The following is a 26,118-nucleotide window of genomic DNA, read 5'->3' on the forward strand; positions in this document are numbered from 1 at the left end:
TGGTGGGCGCTTCCCACTTTCTTCATTTCTAGAATACGAATAGAAGGGATTTATGAAACACCTATTATCTTACTTCAAACCCTACATCAAGGAATCAATTTTAGCCCCCTTGTTCAAGCTGTTAGAAGCTGTTTTTGAGCTCTTGGTTCCCATGGTGATTGCTGAGATTGTTGACCAGTCCTTGCCTCAGAGAAATCAAGGACATCTTTGGATGCAGATTGGCCTGCTCCTTATCTTTGCAGTGATTGGCGTTGTAGTGGCCTTGATAGCTCAGTTTTACTCAGCCAAGGCAGCGGTAGGATTTGCCAAAGAACTGACAGACGACCTCTATCGTCATATTCTTTCATTGCCTAAGGACAGCAGAGACCGTTTGACAACTTCGAGCTTGGTGACTCGCTTGACTTCGGACACCTACCAGATTCAGACTGGTATCAATCAATTCCTGCGTCTCTTTTTGAGAGCGCCTATTATCGTTTTTGGGGCTATCTTTATGGCCTATCGAATCTCAGCTGAGTTGACTCTCTGGTTTTTAGTCATGGTTGTCATTTTGACTATCGTCATTGTAGGGCTATCTCGACTGGTCAATCCTCTCTACAGCAGTCTAAGAAAGAAAACGGACCAACTGGTTCAAGAAACGCGCCAGCAATTACAAGGAATGAGAGTGATTCGTGCTTTTGGCCAAGAAAAACGAGAGTTACAGATTTTTCAAACCCTTAACCAAGTCTATGCTAGATTACAAGAGAAAACTGGTTTCTGGTCTAGTTTATTAACGCCTCTGACCTATCTGATTGTCAATGGAACTCTCCTCGTTATCATCTGGCAGGGCTATATTTCTATACAAGGAGGTTTGCTAAGTCAAGGTGCTCTTATTGCCCTCATCAACTATCTCCTACAGATTTTGGTGGAATTGGTCAAGCTAGCCATGCTGATAAATTCTCTCAACCAGTCCTATATCTCAGCTAAGCGAATCGAGGAAGTCTTTGCCGAAGCTCCAGAAGATATCCATTCTGAATTAGAACAAAGGCAAGTTACCAGTAATCAGGTTTTACAAGTTCAAGAACTGACCTTTACCTATCCTGATGCGGCCCAGCCTTCTCTGAGAGATATTTCCTTTGACCTGACTCAAGGGAAAATCCTTGGTATTATTGGGGGAACGGGTTCTGGTAAATCAAGCTTGGTGCAAGTCTTACTTGGGCTTTATCCAGCAGATAAGGGGATCATTGCCCTTTATCGAGATGGATCTAGTCCTCGTAATTTAGAGCAGTGGCGGTCTTGGATTGCCTATGTGCCCCAAAAAGTCGAACTTTTTAAGGGAACTATTCGTTCCAACTTGACTCTAGGTTTAGATCAAGAAGTAACTGATCAAGAACTTTGGCAGGCCTTGGAAATTGCGCAAGCAAAGGATTTTGTCAGTGAAAAGGAAGGACTCTTGGATGCTCTAGTTGAGGCAGGAGGCCGAAATTTCTCAGGCGGTCAAAGACAACGCTTGTCCATCGCTCGAGCAGTCTTACGCCAAGCTCCGTTTCTCATCCTAGATGATGCAACCTCGGCTCTCGATACCATTACCGAGTCCAAGCTCTTGAGAGCTATTCGAGAAAATCTGCCAAATACAAGTTTAATCTTGATCTCTCAACGAACCTCGACTTTACAGATGGCTGACCAGATTCTCCTCTTGGAAAAAGGTGAGCTTTTAGCTATCGGCAAGCACGAGGACTTGATGAAATCTAGTCAAGTCTATCGTGAAATCAATGCATCTCAACATGGAAAGGAGGACTAGCATGAGACGACAAACTGCAAACCAGACGCTCAAACGTTTGACCAAGGATTTAGCAAGTCATCCTTTCCTCTTTTTCTTAACCTTTCTAGGAACTATTGCCCAGGTTGGTTTATCAATCTACCTACCTATCTTGATTGGGCAGGTCATTGACCAGGTCCTAGTGGCTGGTTCTTCGCTAGTTTTTTGGCAGATTTTCATTCAGATGATCTTGGTGGTCATAGGAAATACCCTTGTGCAGTGGGTCAATCCTCTCCTCTATAATCGTCTAATCTTCTCTTATACTAGAGACTTGCGTGAGCGAATCATCCATAAGCTCCATCGTTTACCGATTGCCTTTGTAGATCGGCAAGGCAGTGGAGAAATGGTCAGTCGTGTAACCACGGACATAGAACAGTTGGCAGCTGGCTTGACCATGATTTTTAACCAATTTTTCATTGGCGTCTTGATGATTTTGGTTAGTATTCTAGCCATGCTTCAAATCCATCTCCTCATGACCCTCTTAGTCTTGCTGTTGACGCCACTGTCTATGGTGATTTCACGCTTTATTGCTAAACGCTCCTATCATCTCTTCCAAAAGCAAACAGAGACAAGGGGGATTCAAACTCAGTTGATTGAAGAATCTCTTAGCCAGCAGACCATTATCCAGTCTTTTAATGCTCAGACAGAATTTATCCAAAGGCTGCGTGAGGCTAATAACAACTACGCAGGCTATTCGCAGTCGGCCATCTTTTATTCTTCAACAGTCAATCCTTCAACTCGTTTCGTCAATGCACTCATTTATGCCCTTCTAGCTGGAGTGGGGGCTTATCGTATCATGATGGGTTCCACCTTGACCATTGGGCGTTTAGTGACTTTTTTGAACTATGTCCAACAGTACACTAAACCCTTTAACGATATTTCTTCAGTGCTAGCTGAGTTGCAAAGTGCTCTCGCTTGCGCAGAGCGTGTCTATGGAGTCTTAGATAGACCTGAAGTGGTTGAAACAGGCAAGGAAGACTTGACCAGTGACCAGGTTAAGGGAGCAATTTCCTTTAAACAGGTCTCTTTTGGCTACAATCCTGAAAAGATCTTGATTAAGAATTTATCTATTGACATCCCAGCTGGCAGCAAGGTAGCTATTGTTGGCCCGACAGGTGCCGGAAAATCAACCCTTATCAATCTCCTCATGCGTTTTTATCCCATTAATTCTGGAGATATCTTGCTGGATGGGAAATCCATTTATGATTATAGTCGTGCTTCTCTTCGACAGCAGTTTGGCATGGTGCTCCAAGAAACCTGGCTTAAGCAAGGGACCATTCATGACAATATTTCCTTTGGAAATCCTGAAGCCAGTCGGGAGCAGGTGATTGCTGCAGCCAAAGCAGCCAATGCCGATTTTTTCATCCAACAGTTGCCGCAGGGTTATGATACCAAACTGGAAAATGCAGGTGAATCTCTCTCTGTCGGTCAGGCTCAGCTCTTGACCATTGCCCGAGTCTTTCTAGCTATTCCAAAGATTCTTATCTTAGACGAGGCGACTTCTTCTATCGATACACGGACAGAAGTATTGGTTCAGGATGCCTTTGCTAAGCTCATGAAGGGGCGCACAAGCTTTATCATCGCCCACCGTTTGTCAACCATTCAAGATGCGGATCTGATTCTAGTCTTGGTGGATGGTGACATCGTTGAGTATGGCAATCATCAGAATCTCATGACTCGAAAGGGCAAGTATTACCAAATGCAGCAAGCTGCAGCTTTTAGCTCTGACTAATCCTTTCTACTTTAAAATCTTATGGACAAAAAAAGTTGCCTTCGGGTGACTTTTTTGTTACAATAGCTAGAAAAATTATTCACTGTAATATTCAATGAAAATAAAAGAGCAAACTAGGAAGCTAGCCGTAGCTTGCTCAAAGCACTGCTTTGAGGTTGTAGATAAGACTGACGAAGTCATTAACCATATATCTACGGGAAGGTGAAGCTGACGTGGTTTGAAGAGAGTATAAATTATTTTTTAGAAAAGGAGCCTAGTATGAAAGTCTTTCAACATGTAAATATCGTGACTTGTGACCAAGATTTCCATGTCTATCTAGATGGAATCTTAGCCGTTAAGGATTCACAAATCGTCTATGTCGGTCAAGAGAAGTCAGAGATTTTAGAGCAAGCTGAGCAGATTATAGACTATCAGGGAGCCTGGATTATGCCTGGTTTGGTCAATTGTCACACCCATTCTGCAATGACAGGTTTGAGAGGAATCCGAGATGACAGCAATCTCCATGAATGGCTCAATGACTATATCTGGCCTGCAGAAGCAGGATTTACTCCCGACATAACTACCAAGGCGGTTAAAGAAGCTCTGACAGAGATGCTCCAGTCAGGAACAACAACCTTTAATGATATGTATAATCCCAATGGTGTAGATATTGAGCAAATTTATCAGGCAGTGAAAGATTCTAAGATGCGTTGTTATTTCTCACCGACCCTCTTTTCTTCAGAGGCAGAAACAACTGCTGAGACTATTGCTAGAACACGAGCCATCATTGAGGAAATTATTGGATATAAAAATCTAAATTTCAAGGTAATGGTAGCTCCACATTCTCCCTACAGCTGTAGTAAAGATTTGCTACAAGCGAGTTTAGACATGGCAAAAGAGCTAAATATTCCTCTCCATATCCATGTGGCGGAGACCAAGGAGGAGTCAGGAATTATCCTGAAACGATACGGTAAACGTCCTCTTGCTTTTCTCGAAGAACTGGGTTATTTAGAGCATCCGTCTGTATTTGCTCACGGGGTCGAATTAAACGAGAAAGAAATTGAATGCTTGGCAACCTCTCAAGTGGCTATCGCCCACAATCCTATCAGTAATCTCAAACTGGCTTCAGGAATTGCTCCAATTATCCAACTCCAAAAAGCAGGAGTAACAGTAGGAATTGCGACTGACTCGGTTGCTTCCAATAATAATCTAGATATGTTTGAGGAAGGACGGACAGCTGCACTACTACAGAAAATGAAGAGCGGAGATGCCAGCCAATTCCCTATCGAAACAGCTCTCAAGGCGCTGACAATTGAAGGGGCTAAGGTCCTTGGAATGGAAGAACAGATAGGAAGTCTGGAAGTTGGCAAGCAAGCAGATTTTCTGGTCATCCAACCACAAGGGAAAATCCATCTTCAACCCCAAGAAAATATGCTCTCTCACCTAGTCTATGCTGTCAAGTCCAGTGATGTAGATGATGTCTATATCGGCGGAGAACAGGTTGTTAAGCAAGGCCAAGTCCTGACAGTAGAACTTTAGAAGAAAATCACGAAAAATTTTAAAAAAAGTTTGCAAAAATCTTGCATTCTTTTTTTTACTATGCTATACTTATATACGGTTTGAAAAAACTGCCTAAGACAGTAGGGGAGCTCGACTCATAAGTATCCTACCGAGGACAAAACGTATCATGTAAAAAGAAGCGTATTGTACTTTCGTGTCTAGGTTTGGGCGCGTTTTTCTTTTGAAAAATTTCCCCAAGCAAAATAATAACGGAGGTGAACACACTAATGAGTGAAGCAATTATTGCTAAAAAAGCGGAACTAGTTGACGTAGTAGCTGAAAAAATGAAAGCTGCTGCATCTATCGTCGTTGTAGACGCTCGTGGTTTGACAGTTGAGCAAGATACAGTTCTTCGTCGTGAGCTTCGTGGAAGCGAAGTTGAGTATAAAGTTATTAAAAACTCAATCTTGCGTCGTGCAGCTGAAAAAGCTGGTCTTGAAGATCTTGCATCTGTATTTGTTGGACCATCTGCAGTAGCATTTTCTAACGAAGATGTTATCGCACCAGCGAAAATCTTGAACGACTTTTCTAAAAACGCTGAAGCACTTGAAATCAAAGGTGGTGCAATCGAAGGCGCTGTCGCATCTAAAGAAGAGATTCTTGCTCTTGCAACTCTTCCAAACCGCGAAGGACTTCTTTCTATGCTCCTTTCTGTACTTCAAGCGCCAGTGCGCAACGTTGCTCTTGCAGTCAAAGCGGTTGCAGACAACAAAGAAGACGCAGCTTAATCTTAAGCTACGCAGCGTAGCCTAGCTACGAAAATCTATTATAAATTTAAAACATATTTGGAGGAAATAACAATGGCATTGAACATTGAAAACATTATTGCTGAAATTAAAGAAGCTTCAATCCTTGAATTGAATGACCTTGTAAAAGCTATCGAAGAAGAATTTGGTGTAACTGCAGCTGCTCCTGTAGCTGTTGCTGCAGCTGGTGCTGCTGACGCTGGTGCTGCTAAAGATTCATTCGACGTTGAATTGACATCTGCAGGCGACAAAAAAGTTGGCGTTATCAAAGTTGTACGTGAAATCACTGGTCTTGGACTTAAAGAAGCTAAAGAACTTGTTGACGGTGCACCAGCACTTGTTAAAGAAGGCGTTGCAACTGCAGAAGCTGAAGAAATCAAAGCTAAATTGGAAGAAGCTGGAGCTTCAGTTACTCTTAAATAATAGAGTACCGCAATTATATTGCGGAACCCTTGTTTAATGAGGTTTAAGACAATATAAAGGCGATAATAATGGAGGGAATAATTGTGTTCCCCACCGAAACCCCACTAGGAATTATCTTGGTGGGGTTTTTATATTGCTCTTTGTTAGAAATTTGTGTAGCTTGTTATTGGAAACGCACCAAAATTGGTGCGTTCTGCTTTTTTATGCTATAATGGAATTATAAACATAAAGGAGTTTGCCATGATTGGAAAGAACATAAAATCCTTACGTAAAACACATGACTTAACCCAACCCGAATTTGCACGGATTGTAGGTATTTCACGTAATAGTCTGAGTCGTTATGAAAATGGAACTAGTTCAGTCTCTACGGAACTAATAGACATCATTTGTCAGAAGTTTAATGTATCTTATGTCGATATTGTAGGAGAGGATAAAATGCTCAATCCTGTTGAAGATTATGAACTGACTTTAAAAATTGAAATTGTGAAAGAAAGAGGTGCTAATCTATTATCTCGACTCTATCGTTATCAAGATAGCCAGGGAATTAGCATTGATGATGAATCTAATCCTTGGATTTTAATGAGTGATGATCTATCTGACTTGATTCATACGAATATCTATTTAGTAGAAACTTTTGATGAAATAGAGAGATATAGCGGCTATTTGGATGGAATTGAACGTATGTTAGAGATATCTGAAAAACGGATGGTAGCCTAGTGGAAATCCAAGATTATACTGATAGTGAATTCAAACATGCTCTAGCACGGAATCTTCGTTCACTGACAAGAGGAAAAAAGTCCAGTAAGCAACCTATAGCGCTTTTGCTTGGAGGGCAAAGTGGTGCCGGTAAGACTACAATTCATCGTATAAAACAGAAAGAATTTCAAGGAAATATTGTTATCATAGATGGTGATAGTTTTCGTTCTCAGCATCCACACTATTTAGAACTGCAGCAAGAATATGGCAAAGATAGTGTAGAATACACAAAAGATTTTGCAGGGGAAATGGTAGAGTCTTTAGTAACCGAATTGAGTCATTTGGGATACAATCTTTTGATTGAGGGAACTTTACGAACAATTGATGTTCCAAAGAAAACAGCACAACTCTTAAAAAATAAGGGATATGAAGTACAATTAGTCTTGATAGCGACAAAGCCTAAGCTGTCCTATCTGAGCACTCTTATCCGATACGAAGAACTGTACGCTATCAATCCAAATCAAGCACGCGCAACTCCAAAAGAACATCATGATTTCATTGTAAATCATCTAGTTGATAATACACGACAATTGGAAGAACTAGCTATCTTTGAAAGAATTCAAATTTACCAACGAGATAGAAGTTGTGTATATGATTCTGAAACTGATGAAGGCTCCGCAGTAGAAGTGCTACAAGAGTGCATCTTTGGAAAATGGAGCAAAGTTGAGGAAGAGATGATGCAAATAGAGAAAGATAGATTAAAAAGGCTATATAAAGTTAAGGAGAATGGAAATAGTTTATGAAAGAATATTTTTATAAGTCTGCAAATGTTACCTACTATATGGAAAGTAATGAGTTCTTTAAAAATAGTGAACAGCTGACTTTGATTGAAGAGGATAAAACTTTTGATATAACTGATTTTAAAAAGTTAATTCAACAAGATTTGAATACTATTCTTCATACAAAGTTTGACAATATAGTACTGTTAGCTGGTGCTGGAGCTTCAGTTGTAGTTGAAAACGGTGTAATAAATAACGCATTTGGAAAGACTGTAGCAATGATTGCTCAAGATGTTTTTGAACAACTGAATGAACGGAATGACATATATTCGCTGGTCCAATTATCAAAAATTATTGATTTTGGTAATATCACTAAAAAAATTACTGATGATAATAATGTTGAAATAGAGATTTTAAGTGAAGATTTTAATTTAGAGGACTTTTTATCCAGCTTACAACACTATGCTCCATATGTAAAAAGAGGAAAGGTAAAATATGAAAAGTCGCTCAATACTATTCTTAAAATTATAAAGAAAAATACTGACTATAGCTATGATAGGAATAAGTTAAAACATGGTGCTATTTTAAACATATTGATTAAAAAAATTAAGTCTCCCAATAAGCTTTCAGTAGTTACAACAAATTATGATACTTTATTTGAGGAGGCAGGGGCAAAATTGAATTATATAATATTTGATGGTTTTAATTTTGTTGAAGATCCAAAATTTGAGAGTGATATTTTTGATTGGAATCTTATTAGAGAAGTGCCAATAATGAAAACGAGCGAGTTAGAGTACAGGGACAAAGTGTTTAATCTAATTAAGATTCACGGTTCTCTGACTTGGGAAAGAGGTGAAGATGGAAATATTTATAGGAAAAAGAAAAATGCAATTAATAATATCAATAATACGGTGATGATTTTTCCAAGTTCTGATAAATATGCTCAGAGCTATCAGGAACCATATTTTGAACTGTTTACTAAATTCCAGGAATTATTAAAAAAGCAAAATACACTACTGATTACGACGGGATTTAGCTTTTCGGACAATCATATTTCTAAAATGATTACACAAGCGATCAAAAATAACTCTGGTTTAACGGTAGTAGTTTCTGACTTTAACATCGATCAACAAAACGATAATTGGAAAGAAATAACGCATCTAATGGAAGTACATAATCCAATTGTCTTTTTAAAGGCTACATTAAATGATGGATTAACAGAGTATTTAGGTGGTAAATATGCGGATTGAAGATTTTTATGATGAGTTAGATAAGAGTAATTTTTATTTAGGCATGGTGTCGCAAGTATACCGTAGTAATATAGTTATTCAAGTTGAAAATCTTACATTATTAGCTTTTAAAAAGCTAAAGAATATAGCTATAATTCCTAATACAATAAATTATTTTGTAGCTATAGATTCAAATGATGGAATTTACTTTGGAGAATTATTTCAGTCAAAGATACAAAATGGAGTGAATTCTCATGAAATGGTAGCAAAGGGATTTCAAGAAAATGTTTATCCAGAATTAAATATTGATATTTTAGGTTTTATACCAATCGGTGATAAATTTTTCAAGTTACCTGGGACTCATACTGTAGGATTAACTGATAAAGTCTACATAGCAGATAGAAATATAATTGAACATTTCGTATCCTCGATAGAAGTTAAACCAAATTCGGAGAAAAAATTATCATCCTTTTCAAATTTATCGTTAAATTCTCAAAATTACCCTATTTCTTTTCAGCCTAGAACTTTATTTGACAGACATTTATTAACCATTGGCACAACTAATAGTGGAAAATCAACATCTGCATTGTCGATATTAGATAAATTAATAAGTAATAATATACGTACTTTGATTATTGATCCTACCGGTGAATATAGCTTATCTTTTTCAGAAGATGAAGTTGATAAATATGTTTTAGGAGAAAAAGCGTTTGTTCCTGTATCCGAATTGTCAATGCAGCAATGGTCAATATTATTTGAAACCAATGATGGTACTCAACCTGCTGTTTTGGCAGAAGCAATTAGAGGTTTAAGATATCAATTGAAGAAGAGATTAACAGGACCATATATAAAAATTGGTAAGTCAGTAAACGTTGTAGAAAGAGAATTAAATCAGCTAACATCTAATGATAAAGATTTCGATTTATCACTTTTAAGTGAGCAGATAGCTAATGAAACAACTCAACAAACAAATTCTGGTGTGTATAAGGCAGATGCATTTAATTTTGGTATAAATCAATATCTGATACAAAAGGTAAATTATAAATTAGCTAATACAAATTTTAAAACATTCTTTAGTTCTCAAAAAGAGAACTTATTAGATATTATTAAAAATTTTGCAACCACATCAAAAAAATCTCTTTATATAGATGCATCAAGGATTGGTACTACAGATGGTATTGGTGGGATGATAATTGATTTGGTAACAAATTTTTTATTAAACATCCCCAAAAATGAGATTAATTCATTCGTAATTTTTATTGATGAGGTACACCGATATACAAAATCTAATAGCATAGGAGAGACATCATTTTATACGGGGTTAACAGGAATTGCAAGAGAAGGTCGTAAAAAAGGTATATTTCTTTTTTTAACGACACAGAATCCTAATGATGTTGATAAAATTCTATTAGGTCAAATTGGTACTTTACTTATTCACCGTTTAACAGCTATTGATGAGATTAGAGCAATTAGTAATCATTTATCTGAGCAGCAGATTGCACAAGTCAGGAAATTGAATACTGGTGAAGCAGTATTAACTAGTATAAATTTACTCAAAGATTTATATCTTGAGATTGAAAAATGTGATAGAGTACATATGAATGATACTCCAAGTCTATGGCAAGATTGAAAATCTAGCTGGAGAGTTATTTTTTTTGATTTTGTTACATCTTCATTTCTGAGAGCTCAGGCTCTCTTTTTTTTCCCTCATTTTTCATGTTGTGATATCTTTTCCAAATCATCCTTGTTATCCTAATACCATTCCTAAGAAAATCAATCCTTGATTTTTCTCTGGGGGTTTGGGGGCGAAGCCACCAAGTTATCTTATCGTTGGCTGTCAAAACTGGAAGGTTTTGGTTGGTTGGCGATATGATTTTTGGGATATTGTGGACACAATATCTGAGCTAGCAAAGACCGAACAAGAAGCAAGTGAGGTCTTTAGGAAGCGTACTGACAATGTGAGGTAGACTTACACTGTCAGACAAGTAGAATGTTGAAGGGATATCAGAATGGGACAAGAAATTAAGTCAATCAGAAAGCAATTTAGAATCACGAGACAAGAAGAAAGACAGATAAAAGAAATGATGAGGGAACAAAAAATGGATAGTTTCTCAGAATTTTTTCGTCAGAATTTATTGAAAAAGAATTATCAGGATAGAATTTTTGAAAGTTGGTTCTCCCTTTGGCAGTCTCAAAAGTTTGAACAGATTAGTCGAGATGTGTATGAAGTTCTGGTTATCGCAAGAGAAAATCATCAAGTGACTCAAGAGCACGTCTCAATCTTATTGACTTGCGTTCAAGAATTGATTGCAGAAGTGAATCAAGTGCAGCCACTCAGTCGTGAGTTCCGTGAAAAATATATGGGTTAGGAGGATGTAATGGTTTATCGTTATCGTACCAATCTCAAAAAAGTATTTCTAACTGATCCAGAATTACACCAATTGAATGAACGGATTGCTAAGAGCAATTGTCAAAATTTCTCAGTCTATGCCAGAAAAGCTTTGCTTAATCCTAATATGTCATTTGTCACGATTAACACTGATACTTATGACCAGTTAGTTTTTGAATTGAGACGGATTGGAAATAACATCAATCAAATTGCGCGTGCGATTAATCAAAGCCATCTGATTTCTCAGGACCAATTACAAGAATTGAGTAAAGGAGTCGGAGAGTTAATTAAGGAAGTAGACAAAGGATTTCAAGTGGAGGTGAAAAGACTGAAGGAGTTTCTAGAACCTTAATCAGACAATTGAGCAACGATAGCCAAAAACTCCCATATAGACGACCAACTTTAAAAAGTCTTCAAGAGAAGATTTCTGAAATTAATCTTATGATTGAACTATCTAACACGAACAAACAATACCAAGAAATCAAAGATGAGCTTGTATTAGAAATTGCAGAGATTGATATGCAGCTAGAAGAAACCCAAGAAAAAATCGCCACCTTAAACAAGATGGCGGAAGTCCTTATCAATTTGAAGAGTGAAGATCATGAGACTAGAAAATTAGCTAAGTATGATTTTGCCCAAATGAACATGACGGAATCAATAACGTTAGATCGACTCAATACAGATATTTTAAAATCGCCACAGGAACTTGGTAATGAAATTAATGAATATGAGGAGATAGCTAGAAGACTGGATTCGTTTGTGAAAATTATTAATATCAATAAATTTACAGTCCTAAAATTTCACGAGAATGTCTTATTAGAATAATAGTATTTACGACTAATTCGTTAAAAGATAGAGAATAATTTCATTTATTTTTTATTTACTAGTTTATTAAAATGGTCAGTATAGTGTAATTTTAACTTGTCTTCTCTTAAAATATCAAGAACTTGTATGGCCTGTTTCATTTTTTCAATTCCACTACTTAATTGGCGTTTAAATTCATAGTATCCAGTTGCATAGAGAAAAACTGTCTGTTCATAGAAGTTAAATTCATTATCTAATAATGTTTTTATCTCACTAATTAAATAGGAACAATTAGAAAATTTTTCCTCATCTATACTAAGAATTAAACAATTTATAGCAAGTTGAGTGACCATTCGTTTATTTGTTTTATTCAGAGAAGAGTAGATATAATTCTTTAACAATTCCTTTGTCAATAAGAAGTAGGAATTGTAGTTAATTGTTCGTGCACAGTTACCAAATATAATAATCTCATAGTAACCCCATTTTTCGACTTTAAAAAGATAGTCTGTCAGTTGAAGTAGTTCTTCATCTGATGGAATGATTCTCGAATCCATTGTGTGTAGAATGGATTTTACCATAGTTTTCTCTAAAGGATCTAGAGTGTAATTTGTAGTATCAGATAGTAGGCATGCTATATTATCAATACTTTGTGATGAGTATTGTTTACGAATATATTGAACTAGGTTAGCAAATGATTCACTATTGGTGTAGTCATCATCGTGTAAAATAAGAAACTCATCTAGGGTAACGTGCAACTTGTCTAAAATATTGATAAGTCTAATACAAGATATTTCTGATTCTCCACGTTCGAATCGAGATATTTGAGATTTAGAAAGATGCTCGTCAGCAACAGAACATAAACTGATTTGTTTTCCTTTACGAACTTTTCTGAGTGTGACGCCAAGTTTTGATTTCATAATTTTCCCGTTTTCCCAACAAAAAAGTAATTGATTTTTATTTATTGTACAATAAATAAAAACTGAAAGGAAGTCTAAATATGAAGAAAATTTTAAAAAATTCCCTAATTTTATTGTTGGTTATGGATATTATTATTGTCGGTGGATAAAATGTTTAGGTGTACACCTAAGTCTTTAGATATCATCTAAAGACCTAGTACTGGTTGGAAGACACGATGAAAGATAGTATGGTTAATTATTGGTTAAATTATTTTCCGGAGTATAGTTTAGAAACGTTTGAAGTAGAATAGATATTAAGGACCTTTCTTTCTCTTGTTCCAAAGACTCAGCTCCTGTAATAGAAAATTTAAATTTGACTATTAAGTCAGGACAGAGAATTGCACTAGTCGGTCAACCGAGGTCAGGAAAAAGTACGTTATCAAAAATACCATCAGGATTATATAAGATTGATACAGGAAAAGTTTTATTTGATTGTGTAAATATTAATCAAATAGATAAAAAATATTAAGTCAAAATTTAGGAGTAGTTCCACAGGATTCATTTTTATTGAACAGAAGTATTCTTGATAATATAACTTTAAAGCACGAAGTTACTTCACAAAAGATAGAGGAAGTTTGTAAAGCAGTTCAAATCTATGATGAAATCATGGCTATGCCGATGAAATTTAACACTATCATCTCAGATTTGGGTTCAAATATTTCAGGTGGTCAAAGACAACGGATAGCACTGGCACGTGCATTAATAAATAACCCTAGTATTGTAATTTTAGATGAAGCAACTAGTGCATTAGACACTATTAATGAGGAAAGAATAACAAAGTATATAAAAAGTAAGGGCTGTACTCAAATAATTGTAGCTCATAGATTGTCAACGATTAAGGATGCGGATATTATTTTTGTAATGAAAAGTGGTAAGATTGTTGAGTCAGGAAATCATAAGTACTTAATGGCTCTTGGTGGAGAGTACTACAGCTTATATACAAAAAGGAAATTAGGTGTAAAGAAAATGAAGAAAGAAAATGAATATGTAATTTCAACAGCAGCCTCACTAGGGGTGATGATTGGAATAGTGTTTGCAATTTTTTTAGATTTTCCAGTTGAATATGGTATTTCTTTAGGCTTGTTGAATGGAATAGTATTGGGGTCGCTGATTTCTTACAAAAACAATAAGAATTAAGCATAATTTTTTGATGTAAACTAAGGAGTAGAGATGGCTATAGTTGAAATTATAAATCTAACAAAAAGCTTTAAAGATATTGAAGTTATTCATAACACTTCATTTTATTTAAATAATAGAGCGACTACATCAGTAGCTTAAAAACATGATTAAACCGCTATTCTTAGGATTAGCAGTTTTTCTTTTTGTTTAATACATACTCTTTGAAAATCAAATTCAAACCACGTCAGCTTTGCATTGCCGTACTCAAGTACAGCCTGTTGCTCGCTTCCTAGTTTGCTCTTTGATTTTAATTAGATTTTCCCAACTGTTTAACTCAACCAAAAAATCCTCAATCGGAGCGATTGAGGATTGAGCAAATAAATCTTAAACAATACCTTGGGCAATCATAGCATTTGCTACATTTTCAAAGGCAGCAATGTTAGCTCCTGCAAGGTAGTCTTTATCAAGACCGTATGTTTCTGAAGTTGTTTTAGCAGTGTTGAAGATGTTTGTCATGATATCTTTGAGACGTCCATCAACTTCTTCACGAGTCCATGAGAGGCGAAGACTGTTTTGGCTCATTTCAAGGGCTGAAACGGCTACACCACCGGCATTGGCAGCTTTAGCAGGTCCGTAGAAAATACCATTTTCTTTGTAAACTTTGATGGCATCAAGGTCGCTTGGCATGTTGGCACCTTCAGATACACAGATAACGCCTTGAGCAACCAAACGTTTAGCTGCTTCACCGTTGATTTCGTTTTGAGTCGCACATGGAAGAGCGATGTCATAGTTTCCAGCATAAGTCCATACAGAACCTTCGTGGTAGGTTGCAGTTGCTTTCTCAGCTGCATACTCAGTCAAACGAGCGCGACGTTTTTCTTTAACATCAACCAAAAGATCGAAGTCGATACCATTTTCATCGATGACATAACCATTTGAGTCAGATACAGAGATAACAGTTGCACCAAGTTCAGTTGCTTTTTGAAGAGCGTATTGAGCAACGTTACCAGAACCTGAAATAACCACTTTCTTACCAGCAAAGCTGTTACCGTTAGCTTTGAGCATTTCTTCAGTATAGTAAACCAAACCGTAACCAGTTGCTTCTGGACGAATCAAGCTACCACCAAATCCAAGAGGTTTACCAGTCAAGACACCAGCATCAAATTGGTTAAGGCGTTTGTATTGACCGTAAAGGTAACCAATCTCACGTCCACCAACACCGATATCACCAGCAGGTACATCAAGTGATGGTCCGATGTGTTTTTGTAATTCAGTCATGAAGCTTTGGCAGAAGCGCATTACTTCAGCATCTGTTTTACCTTTAGGATCGAAGTCTGATCCACCTTTACCTCCACCGATAGGAAGTCCAGTCAAGACATTTTTGAAGATTTGTTCAAATCCGAGGAATTTCAAAATCCCTTGGTTTACAGTTGGGTGGAAACGAAGTCCGCCTTTGTATGGTCCAACAGCTGAGTTGAATTGAACACGGTAGCCACGGTTTACTTGAACTTTTCCATCACGGTCAACCCAAGGAACACGGAAAGAAATCACGCGCTCTGGTTCAGTAATACGTGCCAAGATATTTTCTTCGATATACTCAGGGTGTTTTTCAAATACAGGTTCTAAAGTGTTGAAAAATTCTTCAACAGCTTGGAGGAATTCAGCCTCGTGCCCGTTACGAGCTTTTACAGTTTCAAACACGCTTTGGATATATTCTTTAGCAGATGTCATATCGTTCTCCTTAAATTCTAATTTAATTATGTGTGTCATTATAGCAGAATTTTTTTTAACTGTAAAGGGAAAAACAAAAATTTTCTAAAAATTCTTTCAATTTGATTTTTGGGGTTGTTTGAAATTGGAATTTTTAGAAAGTGGATAAAAAACGAACCTTTTTCTTGTAAATATCTTTCTCAAAGAGAAAAGCTGAAAATATGGTATAATATTAGTAATAAAAGGAATCCGGAGGATTAGAATCATGGTATCAACGAAAACACAAATTGCTGGTTTTGAGTTTGACAATTGCTTGATGAATGCAGCAGGTGTGGCTTGTATGACGATAGAGGAGCTAGAAGGGGTTAAAAACTCAGTTGCAGGAACCTTTGTCACAAAGACAGCGACCTTGGACTTTCGTCAGGGGAATCCTGAGCCACGCTATCAAGATGTTCCACTGGGTTCTATCAACTCTATGGGCTTGCCAAATAATGGCTTAGACTATTATTTGGATTATCTTTTGGACTTGCAGGAAAAAGAGCCAAACCGAACTTTCTTCTTATCTCTAGTCGGCATGTCTCCAGAAGAAACCCATACTATCTTGAAAAAAGTCCAAGAGAGTGATTTTCGTGGTCTGACTGAGCTAAACCTTTCCTGTCCAAATGTTCCAGGTAAACCTCAGATTGCCTATGATTTTGAGACAACAGAGCGGATTTTGGCAGAGGTGTTTGCCTACTTCACTAAACCTCTGGGAATTAAATTGCCACCATATTTTGACATTGTTCACTTTGACCAAGCGGCAGCTATTTTCAATAAGTATCCTCTTAAGTTTGTAAACTGCGTCAACTCTATCGGAAACGGCCTATATATAGAAGATGAGTCCGTCGTTATTCGTCCTAAAAATGGTTTCGGTGGCATTGGTGGAGAGTACATCAAACCGACTGCTCTAGCTAATGTTCATGCCTTTTATCAACGTTTAAATCCTCAAATCCAAATCATTGGAACAGGTGGCGTGTTGACTGGTCGTGATGCCTTTGAACATATCCTCTGTGGAGCGAGTATGGTGCAGGTAGGAACCACCCTTCACAAAGAGGGAGTTGGTGCTTTTGACCGCATTACCAATGAACTGAAAGTAATTATGGAGGAAAAAGGGTACGAAAGCCTAGAAGATTTCCGTGGGAAATTGCGCTATATTGATTAAATGAACTAAAAAGTTAGAAGAAAGGAGAGAAGATGCTAGCCATTGAAGAAAGTCAGAAGTTGACTTTATCAAATTTACCGAGCCTGAGCCTTTTTACAGGGACGGATCAGGGTCAGTTTGAAGTTATGAAGAGTCAAGTGTTGCAACAGATTGGCTATGATTCTGCAGACCTTAACTTTGCCTACTTTGATATTAAAGAAGTAGTTTACAAGGATGTGGAACTGGAGTTGGTCAGCCTTCCTTTCTTTGCGGATGAGAAAATCGTGATATTGGATCATTTTGTAGATATCACGACTGCTAAAAAGCGCTTTTTGACAGATGATGAGCTCAAGTCATTTGAGGAATACCTTGATAATCCTTCACCAACAACCAAGTTGTTAATCTTTGCGGAAGGAAAGTTGGATAGCAAAAGACGGTTGGTTAAATTACTGAAGCGTGATGCCAAAGTTTTTGATGCAGTAGAAGCTAAAGAACAAGAATTGCGCCAGTATTTCCAAAAGTGGAGTCAGAAACAAGGTTTGCAGTTTGCCAATAATTCTTTTGAAAATCTCCTCATCAAGTCGGGTTTCCAATTTAGCGAAATCCAGAAAAATCTTCTCTTTTTACAGTCCTATAAGTCGGATTCTGTTATCGAAGAAGAGGATATTGTCAATGCTATTCCCAAGACCTTGCAGGACAATATTTTTGATTTAACTCAGTTTATTCTGACTAAAAAGATGGACCAGGCGCGCGATTTGGTTAGAGACTTGACCTTGCAGGGTGAAGATGAAATCAAGTTGATTGCAGTCATGCTAGGACAATTTCGGACTTTTACTCAGGTGAAAATTTTGTCGGAGTCTGGGCAAACAGAAGCGCAGATTGCAAGTAGTTTAGGAAGTTTTATCGGACGCAATCCTAATCCCTATAAAATCAAGTTTGCGTTGAGAGATTCACGAGGGCTTTCCTTGAGTTTTTTGAAGCAAGCTATTTCCTATTTGATTGAGACAGACTATCAGATTAAAACAGGTCTTTATGAAAAAGGTTTCCTTTTTGAAAAGGCACTCCTGCAGATTGCTAGTCAGGTAAATTGATACTATTTTTGAAACTACAACTCGCGTCAAAATTATCTTGTCGTGGGTTTCTTGCTGATTCGCTTATTTTATACTCAATGAAAATCAAAGAGGCCAACTAGGAAACTAGCCGCAGGTTGCTCAAAGCACTGCTTTGAGATTGTAGATAAGACTGACGAAGTCAGCTCAAAACACTGTTTTGAGGTTGTGGATAGAACTGACGAAGTCAGTAACCATATATCTACGCCAAGGCGACGTTGACGCGGTTTGAAGAGATTTTTGAAGAGTATTATTAGAAACTATTTCAGTGATTTCTTCATCTATAAGCAAAAAACTTGAAAAAAGTGAATGTTTGTGTTATCATTTTCATATAGAAAGAAAAAGAGGTATTACAGATGGCTATTATTTTACCAGATCTTCCTTATGCATATGACGCTTTGGAACCATACATCGATGCGGAAACAATGCACTTGCACCATGACAAACACCATCAAACTTATGTCAACAATGCTAATGCAGCTCTTGAAAAACACCCTGAAATCGGTGAAGATCTTGAAGCATTGCTTGCTGATGTAGAATCTATTCCAGCTGATATTCGTCAAGCACTTATCAACAACGGTGGTGGACACTTGAACCACGCTCTTTTCTGGGAATTGATGACTCCTGAGAAAACAGCTCCTTCAGCAGAACTTGCAGCAGCAATCGATGCAACATTTGGTTCATTTGAAGAATTCCAAGCAGCCTTCACTGCAGCAGCAACAACTCGTTTCGGTTCTGGATGGGCATGGTTAGTTGTCAACAAAGAAGGTAAACTTGAAGTGACTTCAACAGCAAATCAAGATACACCAATCTCAGAAGGTAAAAAACCAATCTTGGGCTTGGACGTTTGGGAACATGCTTACTACGTGAAATACCGCAACGTGCGTCCTGACTACATCAAAGCTTTCTTCTCAGTGATCAACTGGAACAAAGTAGATGAATTGTACGCAGCAGCTAAATAATGATAGTTGGAGGGAAGAATTGTTCTTCTCTTTTTAAGGTTATATTATTTTGGTCTGACAAAATCGTCAGACTTTTTTCATTTTTATGAGAAACGTGCTAACTGCTAGAAATTATGGTAGAATAAAGTATTAAGTAATCGTGGAAAAAGGATATCTATGCGAAAAGAAATTGCACCTGAATTATACAACTATAACAAGTTTCCTGGTCCTGAGTTTCATTTGCACGGGGACAAGGTCGAAACGGAAGGGATCGCTTTTTCCTTGGTGGAAAATAGCAAGGATGCCTTCGATGTGACGACTTTTAATCAGCGTTTTTCAGAAGTCTTAACCAAGTTTGATTATATCGTGGGAGACTGGAGCAACGAACAGCTTCGCCTACGAGGTTTTTACAAGGATGATCGAACAGAAGAAAAACTTGAAAAAATCAGTCGTTTACAAGACTACCTTTTAGAGTATTGTAGTTATGGTTGTGCCTATTTTGTCTTAGAAAATGAAGCCCCTAAGCGAGCATCGTTTGACAAGAAAATGCGTAAGAAGGAAGAAGAAACACCTTCTAAAAAAGGAAAGAAACCGGCTCAAACAAAACGAAAACCAAATGCAGATAAGAAAAATAGACGTCGTCAGAAAGACCAGCATTCTCAGAAAGAGGACAAGGGGCAACGTCATTTTGTCATTCGTCAGAAGTGAGTAGAGAATAAGGAGAAGAAATGAAACCGTCAATTTATAGTTTAACACGTCAAACCATGCAGGAATGGGTTTTGGAGCAGGGAGAAAAGAAATTCCGTGCAGATCAAATCTGGGAATGGCTCTACCGTAAACGTGTCCAGTCATTTGAAGAAATGACTAACCTTTCCAAGGATTTGATTGCTAAGCTTAATGACCAGTTTGTGGTCAATCCCTTGAAACAACGTATCGTTCAAGAGTCTGCTGACGGTACGGTCAAATATCTCTTTGAATTACCTGATGGTATGTTGATTGAGACAGTACTTATGCGTCAGCACTATGGTTTGTCAGTCTGTGTGACGACTCAGGTCGGCTGTAATATCGGTTGTACCTTCTGTGCTTCTGGTTTGATTAAAAAACAACGTGACCTCAATAATGGGGAAATTGTAGCGCAAATCATGCTGGTTCAGAAATACTTTGATGAGCGTGGTCAGGATGAACGCGTCAGCCATATCGTTGTCATGGGTATAGGTGAGCCTTTTGATAACTACAACAATGTCTTGAATTTCGTCCGTACTATCAATGATGACAAGGGAATGGCCATCGGTGCTCGTCATATTACGGTTTCAACCTCAGGTTTGGCCCATAAAATTCGTGATTTTGCTAATGAAGGTGTTCAGGTCAATCTTGCCGTTTCCCTTCATGCACCTAATAATGAACTGCGCTCAAGCATCATGAAGATTAACCGTGCCTTTCCGATTGAAAAACTCTTTGCTGCTATTGAGTACTACATTGAGACAACAAATCGTCGTGTGACCTTTGAGTATATCATGCTCAATGAAGTTAATGACGGTGTAGAACAAGCCTTGGAATTGGCTGAATTGCTCAAGAATATCAAGAAATTGTCTTATGTAAACTTGATTCCTTACAACCCAGTTAGTGAGCATGACCAATATAGCCGTAGTCCTAAAGAGCGCGTGATGGCTTTCTATGATACGCTTAAGAAAAAGGGGGTCAACTGTGTGGTTCGTCAAGAACATGGTACAGATATTGATGCAGCTTGTGGACAATTGCGCTCTAACACAATGAAACGTGACCGCCAGAAAGCAGTCGCAGCAGTCAATCCTTAATGATGAAGAAAACTTATAATCATATTTTAGTATGGGGAGTCATTTTCTATAGCATTTGCATTGTCTATTTTTGCTTTACTCCTCAAGGACATTCTCCCGTGGGAGTGGAAACTCCAGGTATTCAGCATCTTGGACGCCTGGTTTTTCTTTTGACTCCTTTCAATTCTCTCTGGAAACTGGGCCAAGTGAGTGATATGGGACAATTATCTTGGATTTTTTTACAAAATATCCTTAATATTTTCTTGCTTTTTCCTTTGGTGTTCCAACTCCTTTATCTCCTTCCAAACTTGCGGAAAACAAAAAAGGTGCTACTTTTTAGTTTTCTAGTGAGCCTTGGAATCGAGTGTACGCAGTTAGTCTTGGACTTTTTCTTTGATTTTAATCGCGTCTTTGAAATTGATGATTTGTGGACCAATACCTTGGGTGGCTATCTGGCTTGGTTCCTATATAAACAATTACATAAAAACAAGATAAGGAATTAAAATGAGTATTTTAGAAGTTAAAAATTTGAGTCACGGTTTTGGTGACCGTGCAATTTTTGAAGATGTTTCCTTCCGTCTTCTCAAAGGAGAACATATCGGTCTGGTCGGTGCTAATGGTGAAGGAAAATCAACTTTTATGAGCATCGTGACTGGTAAGATGTTGCCAGATGAAGGGAAGGTTGAGTGGTCCAAATATGTGACTGCTGGATACTTAGACCAACATTCTGTCTTGGAAGAAGGACAGTCGGTGCGTGATGTTCTCCGTACAGCCTTTGATGAGCTGTTTAAAGCAGAAGCTCGTATCAATGACCTTTATATGGAAATGGCTGAAGACGGTGCGGATGTTGATGCTCTCATGGAAGAAGTGGGAGAACTTCAAGACCGTTTAGAGAGTCGTGATTTCTATACTTTGGATGCTAAGATTGATGAAGTAGCGCGTGCCCTTGGTGTCATGGACTTTGGCATGGATACGGATGTAACCTCTTTGTCAGGTGGGCAAAGAACCAAGGTGCTTTTGGCTAAACTTCTCCTTGAGAAGCCTGATATCTTGCTGTTGGACGAGCCGACCAACTACTTGGATGCTGAGCATATTGACTGGCTTAAGCGCTATCTCCAAAACTATGAGAATGCCTTTGTCCTCATTTCACACGATATTCCATTCCTGAACGACGTGATTAATATTGTCTACCATGTGGAAAATCAACAGCTGACGCGTTATTCTGGTGACTACTACCAGTTCCAAGAAGTCTATGCTATGAAGAAATCTCAGCTAGAGGCTGCCTACGAACGTCAGCAAAAAGAAATTGCGGATCTTAAGGACTTTGTTGCCCGAAACAAAGCGCGTGTTGCAACACGAAACATGGCCATGTCCCGTCAGAAGAAATTGGATAAGATGGATATTATCGAACTGCAAAGTGAGAAACCAAAACCATCCTTTGATTTCAAACCAGCTCGTACGCCAGGGCGCTTTATCTTCCAAGCCAAGGATTTGCAAATTGGTTACGACCGTCCACTCACCAAGCCTTTAAATCTTACCTTTGAACGTAATCAAAAGGTTGCTATTATCGGGGCAAATGGTATCGGGAAAACAACTCTCTTGAAGTCTCTCTTGGGCATTATTCCGCCAATTGCTGGGGAAGTGGAGCGTGGAGATTATCTAGAACTTGGCTACTTTGAACAAGAAGTAGAAGGCGGTAATCGCCAAACACCACTAGAGGCTGTTTGGAATGCCTTTCCAGCTCTCAACCAAGCAGAAGTTCGTGCAGCCCTTGCCCGTTGTGGTTTGACAACTAAGCATATCGAAAGTCAAATTCAGGTTTTGTCAGGTGGGGAACAAGCCAAAGTTCGTTTCTGTCTCTTGATGAATCGTGAAAACAACGTTTTAGTGCTGGACGAGCCGACCAACCATTTGGATGTGGATGCCAAGGATGAACTCAAACGTGCTCTCAAAGAATACAAGGGATCTATCCTTATGGTCTGCCACGAACCAGACTTTTATGAAGGTTGGATGGACCAAATCTGGGACTTTAACAAGCTAACTTAAAAATGAGGAAAAAAGAAATACAGTATCGAATGCGGATACTGTATTTTTTGGTTTTTAAGATTTAAAATCGTAGTCTTTCACCACTTCGATGCTATCGATAGTAATAGCAGTCGTTGGTTTGTCTTTCTCATCTTTTTCGGCTTTAGCAATCTTATCTACAACATCCATACCGTCAATCACTTGACCAAAGACTGGGTGTTTGCCGTCTAGACTAGGGTTTCCCCCTTCTTTATAGGCTTCGATGATTTTCTTTGGATACTTGCTTGTAGGGAGTTTAGCAGAGGTATCTGTAGAATTTTGGTTGATAAAGAACTGGCTGCCATTGGTGTTTGGTTGACCAGTATTAGCCATAGAAAGAGCACCCCGGATGTTATAGAGATAAGGAGTAATCTCGTTTTTGAAACCAGTTCCCTTGTCTTTAGTCTTATCCTTGTCATGCCAGATGGACTGACCGCCTGTACCGTCCCCTTTGGGATCTCCAGTTTGAACCATGAAACCATCAATGACACGGTGGAAGGTAATGCCGTTATAGTAGCCTTCTTTGGCATGAGTGAGGAAGTTTTCAACCGCTAGAGGAGCGAGTTTAGGGAAGAGTTTGATACGGATATCTCCTTGACTTGTGTGTAGAATCACTTCAGCCTCGTCTTCAGCAACTTCTTTAGATAGTTGTGGGAAATTGGCGTTTTCGTTTGTTAAAGCATCGTTTAACTCCTTGGCAGATTGGGCAGCTGCTTTGGAACTTTCTTCAGCAGCCAAGCTAGAATCTACATAGTCATCACCACGCAAACTACGTTGGATGTTGTTACATCCAGCTAGAGCTACAGTGGATAGTAAAAGAAGGGTTGCTAGTTTTTTCATTCTATTCCTCTCAAAAATTCATTTCTACCATTGTACCCTAAAAGGAAGTGGATTTCAAATGTTAGTGACAAGACAGTTTAAGAGGAAGCCAACCTGAAAGTCGCTTGTTTAGAGATTTTTCTTTGGATGACGGTCAACAATGTCCTGGTATGTTCCAGTATGTGCTTTCCTTTTGGAGTTATTTTATAACCACGAATCGAAAAGTGACCAGCTAATTCTTCTTCTGAAAAATGGTCATGAAGGTCGTGACTTGGTGGTCTTTATAAAATGTTTCTAAAATAGTATTCACTGATAGCCTCTTTCAAACATTTATTTCCTACTTCTAACAAATTTATAAATGGTTTAAAAATTTTATAGTCTGTCAAGTTTTTTTCTTGACACCTGCCAGAAATCTGATATAATAGAACATGTGCTAAATAGCTCAGCTATTTCACCGAAATAAAAAAAATAAGAAAAGAGAATTTAAAAATGGCAGTTAAAATCCGTTTGACTCGTATGGGTTCTAAGAAAAAACCTTTCTACCGTATCAACGTAGCAGATTCACGTTCACCACGTGACGGACGTTTCATCGAAACAGTTGGAACATACAACCCACTTGTTGCTGAAAACCAAGTGACTTTGAAAGAAGACCGCGTTCTTGCATGGTTGGCTGATGGAGCTCAACCTTCAGATACAGTTCGCAACATCCTTTCAAAAGAAGGTGTATTGAAAAAATTCCACGATTCTAAATTCTCAAAATAAGTTTAAAGTAGGTTGACAGATGGATACGATTGAAAATCTCATTATTGCGATTGTGAAACCCTTGATTTCACAACCAGATGCCTTAACTATCAAGATTGAAGATACACCAGAATTTTTGGAATATCATTTGGATCTTGATCAAAGTGATGTGGGTCGTGTAATCGGTCGTAAGGGTCGCACTATTTCTGCGATAAGAACGATTGTCTACTCTGTCCCAACTGAAGACAAAAAAGTAAGAATCGTTATTGACGAAAAATAAGAAGGGCGGGACGAATGTCTCGCTTTTTTTGACTGGAGAAAGAATGAGAGATTTAACAGTTAGACAACTAGAGGAATATTTACTTGACCATTACCGACAATCTAGAACAGAAGAAGGGCTTTTTATTAAACTAGTAGAAGAAGTTGGAGAAGTTGCTGAGGTTTTAAATGGACGCTCTGGTCGAAAAGAAGGAGTTCAAGATTCGAACGAGGAACTAGCAAAAGAATTGGCTGATATCATTCACTACACTGTCGCAATTGCGGCCATCAACGACATAGATCTAACCAAGACCATTTTTGAAAAAGACAAAAAGGAGGCTATCAAATATCAGCATGAACGAGATTTGGAAGGATTTTTGAAGGGGAAGTAGAGCTATTGTCCTCTTACTCCAACTTGAGAAAATCCTTGGAACGTGATAAAATAAAGGATAAGGATTTTTAATAATTCATTATATAGAATGAGTGGATTTCTTTATGAAGAGGTTTGAAGTATCTACAGAAATTGGTAGTCTCTCTGTTACTTATCAAAAGCAAAAGAAAATGCTAGTTTGTTTAAGTGGAGCAGGTTTGCTACCGAGTTATGAAAATTTTTCACTTATACTTGAAAAACTTCCTCCTACAATTGGTTATTTGACTATTGATTTTCCGAACACAGGTAGGAGTCCGATTCATGACCAAGCTGGAAAAAATCTAGATAATCTTGCAGATGCGGTTTATGAAGTATTTGAAGAATTAGGGATTTCTGAATATATACTTTGTGCACATAGTTTGAGTGTAATTTTAGCTTGCAAATTACTCAAGAAACCAATTAAGTGTCAGGCTTTAGTAGCAATTGAACCGACAACTAAAAAAGTCATGTTTGCTGATTTTTCAGAAAATCCTTATCCAGAAATGGAAAAGCAGATGAGGCTGATTGACGAGTGTGGTTCTGAATTGTATTTTAAGAATTTAACTCAAGAGACATTTAGCCCTGAAATTAATAAAGAAATCTGGGCAATAATGCAAGAAAAAGGCTCAGAGTTGGAAAATCTAGATCCAGGATTCCAGATATCTGGAGAGATTACTGTAGAAGATTTTGAGAATTTGTCGATAGAAGCTTATACCCCTGTATTTATTTTTTGTCAGGCTTATAGAGAAAAAGAGTACAGAGAATCAGAATATTGGACTTCCAATACTAAACTCATTTTAGGAGGGAGTCACCATTATTTACAGTGGTCTGAATCCGAAAAAATTGCGACTATTATTCGAGAATTGTCAGAATAAGATGGAAAGAAG

27 protein-coding genes, 1 pseudogene and 1 other annotated feature are annotated in these 26,118 nt (G+C 37.9%); of the genes and pseudogenes, 25 read left to right on the forward strand and 3 right to left on the reverse strand.

What is annotated here, in order from left to right; all coding sequences use genetic code 11:
- The first annotated feature begins 52 nt into the window (after positions 1 to 52).
- The 12 genes and pseudogenes from N5909_RS00735 to N5909_RS00790 form a co-directional block, all read left to right on the forward strand.
- Positions 53 to 1,777 carry an ABC transporter ATP-binding protein gene (locus N5909_RS00735; RefSeq protein WP_033681646.1) on the forward strand — a complete coding sequence of 575 codons (1,725 nt, stop codon included), beginning with the start codon at positions 53 to 55 and terminating at the stop codon, positions 1,775 to 1,777.
- Between the two features lies 1 nt (position 1,778).
- Positions 1,779 to 3,527 (forward strand): ABC transporter ATP-binding protein, encoded by a 1,749-nt coding sequence (locus N5909_RS00740; RefSeq protein ID WP_033681647.1) that lies wholly within the window; start codon positions 1,779 to 1,781, stop codon positions 3,525 to 3,527.
- 258 nt (positions 3,528 to 3,785) lie between these two features.
- Positions 3,786 to 5,045 carry a TRZ/ATZ family protein gene (locus N5909_RS00745; protein WP_033681648.1) on the forward strand — a complete coding sequence of 420 codons (1,260 nt, stop codon included), beginning with the start codon at positions 3,786 to 3,788 and terminating at the stop codon, positions 5,043 to 5,045.
- 74 nt (positions 5,046 to 5,119) lie between these two features.
- Positions 5,120 to 5,255 (forward strand) — a sequence feature (ribosomal protein L10 leader region).
- Positions 5,256 to 5,293: 38 nt separating this feature from the next.
- The gene (gene rplJ / locus N5909_RS00750) at positions 5,294 to 5,794 is read left to right on the forward strand and encodes a 50S ribosomal protein L10 (RefSeq protein ID WP_001287277.1); all 501 of its coding nucleotides are present in this window, start codon (positions 5,294 to 5,296) and stop codon (positions 5,792 to 5,794) included.
- 72 nt (positions 5,795 to 5,866) lie between these two features.
- A complete protein-coding gene (gene rplL / locus N5909_RS00755) occupies positions 5,867 to 6,235 on the forward strand; it encodes a 50S ribosomal protein L7/L12 (protein WP_001196965.1) in 369 nt (122 codons plus the stop codon).
- A 240-nt stretch (positions 6,236 to 6,475) separates the two neighbouring features.
- Positions 6,476 to 6,952 carry a type II toxin-antitoxin system antitoxin PezA gene (pezA, locus tag N5909_RS00760; RefSeq protein WP_000579619.1) on the forward strand — a complete coding sequence of 159 codons (477 nt, stop codon included), beginning with the start codon at positions 6,476 to 6,478 and terminating at the stop codon, positions 6,950 to 6,952.
- Positions 6,952 to 7,734: a type II toxin-antitoxin system toxin PezT gene (gene pezT, locus N5909_RS00765; RefSeq protein WP_033681649.1), complete on the forward strand. Its 783-nt coding sequence runs from the start codon at positions 6,952 to 6,954 to the stop codon at positions 7,732 to 7,734. The genes pezA and pezT overlap by 1 nt, the downstream gene beginning before the upstream one ends.
- Positions 7,731 to 8,960 (forward strand): SIR2 family protein, encoded by a 1,230-nt coding sequence (locus N5909_RS00770; RefSeq protein WP_033681651.1) that lies wholly within the window; start codon positions 7,731 to 7,733, stop codon positions 8,958 to 8,960. Before pezT ends, N5909_RS00770 begins: the two co-directional genes overlap by 4 nt.
- Positions 8,950 to 10,569 (forward strand): ATP-binding protein, encoded by a 1,620-nt coding sequence (locus N5909_RS00775; protein ID WP_033681652.1) that lies wholly within the window; start codon positions 8,950 to 8,952, stop codon positions 10,567 to 10,569. Before N5909_RS00770 ends, N5909_RS00775 begins: the two co-directional genes overlap by 11 nt.
- 379 nt (positions 10,570 to 10,948) lie before the next feature.
- Positions 10,949 to 11,308, forward strand: a complete 360-nt coding sequence (locus N5909_RS00780) for an SAG1252 family conjugative relaxosome accessory protein (RefSeq protein WP_033681653.1) — start codon at positions 10,949 to 10,951, stop codon at positions 11,306 to 11,308.
- Between the two features lie 9 nt (positions 11,309 to 11,317).
- A complete protein-coding gene (mobC, locus tag N5909_RS00785) occupies positions 11,318 to 11,680 on the forward strand; it encodes a plasmid mobilization relaxosome protein MobC (protein ID WP_033681654.1) in 363 nt (120 codons plus the stop codon).
- Positions 11,671 to 12,153, forward strand: a pseudogene (locus tag N5909_RS00790) (helical hairpin domain-containing protein); the annotation flags it as partial. The gene mobC and the pseudogene N5909_RS00790, both read left to right, overlap by 10 nt.
- Positions 12,154 to 12,197: 44 nt before the next feature.
- Here N5909_RS00790 and N5909_RS00795 read toward each other — a convergent pair.
- On the reverse strand, positions 12,198 to 13,049 hold the full coding sequence (locus N5909_RS00795) for a helix-turn-helix domain-containing protein (RefSeq protein ID WP_033681655.1): 852 nt from the start codon (positions 13,047 to 13,049) through the stop codon (positions 12,198 to 12,200).
- 352 nt (positions 13,050 to 13,401) lie between these two features.
- Between N5909_RS00795 and N5909_RS00800 the strand changes: the two genes are divergently transcribed.
- Positions 13,402 to 13,557: an ATP-binding cassette domain-containing protein gene (locus tag N5909_RS00800; RefSeq protein ID WP_265182514.1), complete on the forward strand. Its 156-nt coding sequence runs from the start codon at positions 13,402 to 13,404 to the stop codon at positions 13,555 to 13,557.
- Positions 13,558 to 13,595: 38 nt separating this feature from the next.
- Positions 13,596 to 14,225, forward strand: a complete 630-nt coding sequence (locus tag N5909_RS00805; RefSeq protein ID WP_257958642.1) for an ATP-binding cassette domain-containing protein — start codon at positions 13,596 to 13,598, stop codon at positions 14,223 to 14,225.
- A gap of 366 nt (positions 14,226 to 14,591) precedes the next feature.
- Here N5909_RS00805 and gdhA read toward each other — a convergent pair whose 3' ends face one another.
- Positions 14,592 to 15,938 (reverse strand): NADP-specific glutamate dehydrogenase, encoded by a 1,347-nt coding sequence (gdhA, locus tag N5909_RS00810; protein ID WP_000199532.1) that lies wholly within the window; start codon positions 15,936 to 15,938, stop codon positions 14,592 to 14,594.
- Positions 15,939 to 16,182: 244 nt separating this feature from the next.
- Here gdhA and N5909_RS00815 point away from each other — a divergent pair, with 244 nt between their 5' ends.
- From N5909_RS00815 to N5909_RS00845, 7 genes are all read left to right on the forward strand, one after another.
- Positions 16,183 to 17,118, forward strand: coding sequence for a dihydroorotate oxidase (locus tag N5909_RS00815; protein ID WP_271630654.1), 936 nt, complete (start codon positions 16,183 to 16,185; stop codon positions 17,116 to 17,118).
- A gap of 32 nt (positions 17,119 to 17,150) precedes the next feature.
- Positions 17,151 to 18,188, forward strand: a complete 1,038-nt coding sequence (gene holA, locus N5909_RS00820; protein WP_271630655.1) for a DNA polymerase III subunit delta — start codon at positions 17,151 to 17,153, stop codon at positions 18,186 to 18,188.
- Positions 18,189 to 18,562: 374 nt separating this feature from the next.
- Positions 18,563 to 19,168, forward strand: a complete 606-nt coding sequence (gene sodA / locus N5909_RS00825; RefSeq protein WP_000974733.1) for a superoxide dismutase SodA — start codon at positions 18,563 to 18,565, stop codon at positions 19,166 to 19,168.
- Between the two features lie 156 nt (positions 19,169 to 19,324).
- Positions 19,325 to 19,855 (forward strand): YutD family protein, encoded by a 531-nt coding sequence (locus tag N5909_RS00830; protein ID WP_271630656.1) that lies wholly within the window; start codon positions 19,325 to 19,327, stop codon positions 19,853 to 19,855.
- A 20-nt stretch (positions 19,856 to 19,875) separates the two neighbouring features.
- Entirely contained in the window at positions 19,876 to 20,961 is a 1,086-nt protein-coding gene (gene rlmN, locus N5909_RS00835) for a 23S rRNA (adenine(2503)-C(2))-methyltransferase RlmN (protein WP_000804762.1), read from the forward strand.
- Positions 20,961 to 21,443 (forward strand): VanZ family protein, encoded by a 483-nt coding sequence (locus N5909_RS00840; RefSeq protein ID WP_271630657.1) that lies wholly within the window; start codon positions 20,961 to 20,963, stop codon positions 21,441 to 21,443. The genes rlmN and N5909_RS00840 overlap by 1 nt, the downstream gene beginning before the upstream one ends.
- A 1-nt stretch (position 21,444) precedes the next feature.
- On the forward strand, positions 21,445 to 22,986 hold the full coding sequence (locus tag N5909_RS00845; RefSeq protein ID WP_050253125.1) for an ABC-F family ATP-binding cassette domain-containing protein: 1,542 nt from the start codon (positions 21,445 to 21,447) through the stop codon (positions 22,984 to 22,986).
- Between the two features lie 54 nt (positions 22,987 to 23,040).
- Here the strand turns inward: N5909_RS00845 and N5909_RS00850 are convergent, their stop codons facing one another.
- Positions 23,041 to 23,844, reverse strand: a complete 804-nt coding sequence (locus N5909_RS00850; protein WP_084862389.1) for a peptidylprolyl isomerase — start codon at positions 23,842 to 23,844, stop codon at positions 23,041 to 23,043.
- A gap of 468 nt (positions 23,845 to 24,312) precedes the next feature.
- On the opposite strand from N5909_RS00850, the gene rpsP reads away from it, so the two are divergent.
- The 4 genes from rpsP to N5909_RS00870 all read left to right on the forward strand — a co-directional run bounded on the left by rpsP (position 24,313) and on the right by N5909_RS00870 (position 26,106).
- Positions 24,313 to 24,585: a 30S ribosomal protein S16 gene (rpsP, locus tag N5909_RS00855; protein WP_000268760.1), complete on the forward strand. Its 273-nt coding sequence runs from the start codon at positions 24,313 to 24,315 to the stop codon at positions 24,583 to 24,585.
- Positions 24,586 to 24,604: 19 nt separating this feature from the next.
- Entirely contained in the window at positions 24,605 to 24,844 is a 240-nt protein-coding gene (kphA, locus tag N5909_RS00860; RefSeq protein WP_000379617.1) for an RNA-binding protein KphA, read from the forward strand.
- A gap of 43 nt (positions 24,845 to 24,887) precedes the next feature.
- Complete coding sequence (locus N5909_RS00865; protein ID WP_033681663.1) at positions 24,888 to 25,214, forward strand: MazG nucleotide pyrophosphohydrolase domain-containing protein; 327 nt, start codon at positions 24,888 to 24,890, stop codon at positions 25,212 to 25,214.
- A gap of 103 nt (positions 25,215 to 25,317) precedes the next feature.
- Complete coding sequence (locus tag N5909_RS00870; RefSeq protein WP_033681664.1) at positions 25,318 to 26,106, forward strand: alpha/beta fold hydrolase; 789 nt, start codon at positions 25,318 to 25,320, stop codon at positions 26,104 to 26,106.
- The last annotated feature ends 12 nt before the right edge of the window (positions 26,107 to 26,118 follow it).

This window comes from Streptococcus gwangjuensis, from assembly GCF_028156745.1.
GTDB classification, from domain to species: domain Bacteria; phylum Bacillota; class Bacilli; order Lactobacillales; family Streptococcaceae; genus Streptococcus; species Streptococcus gwangjuense_A.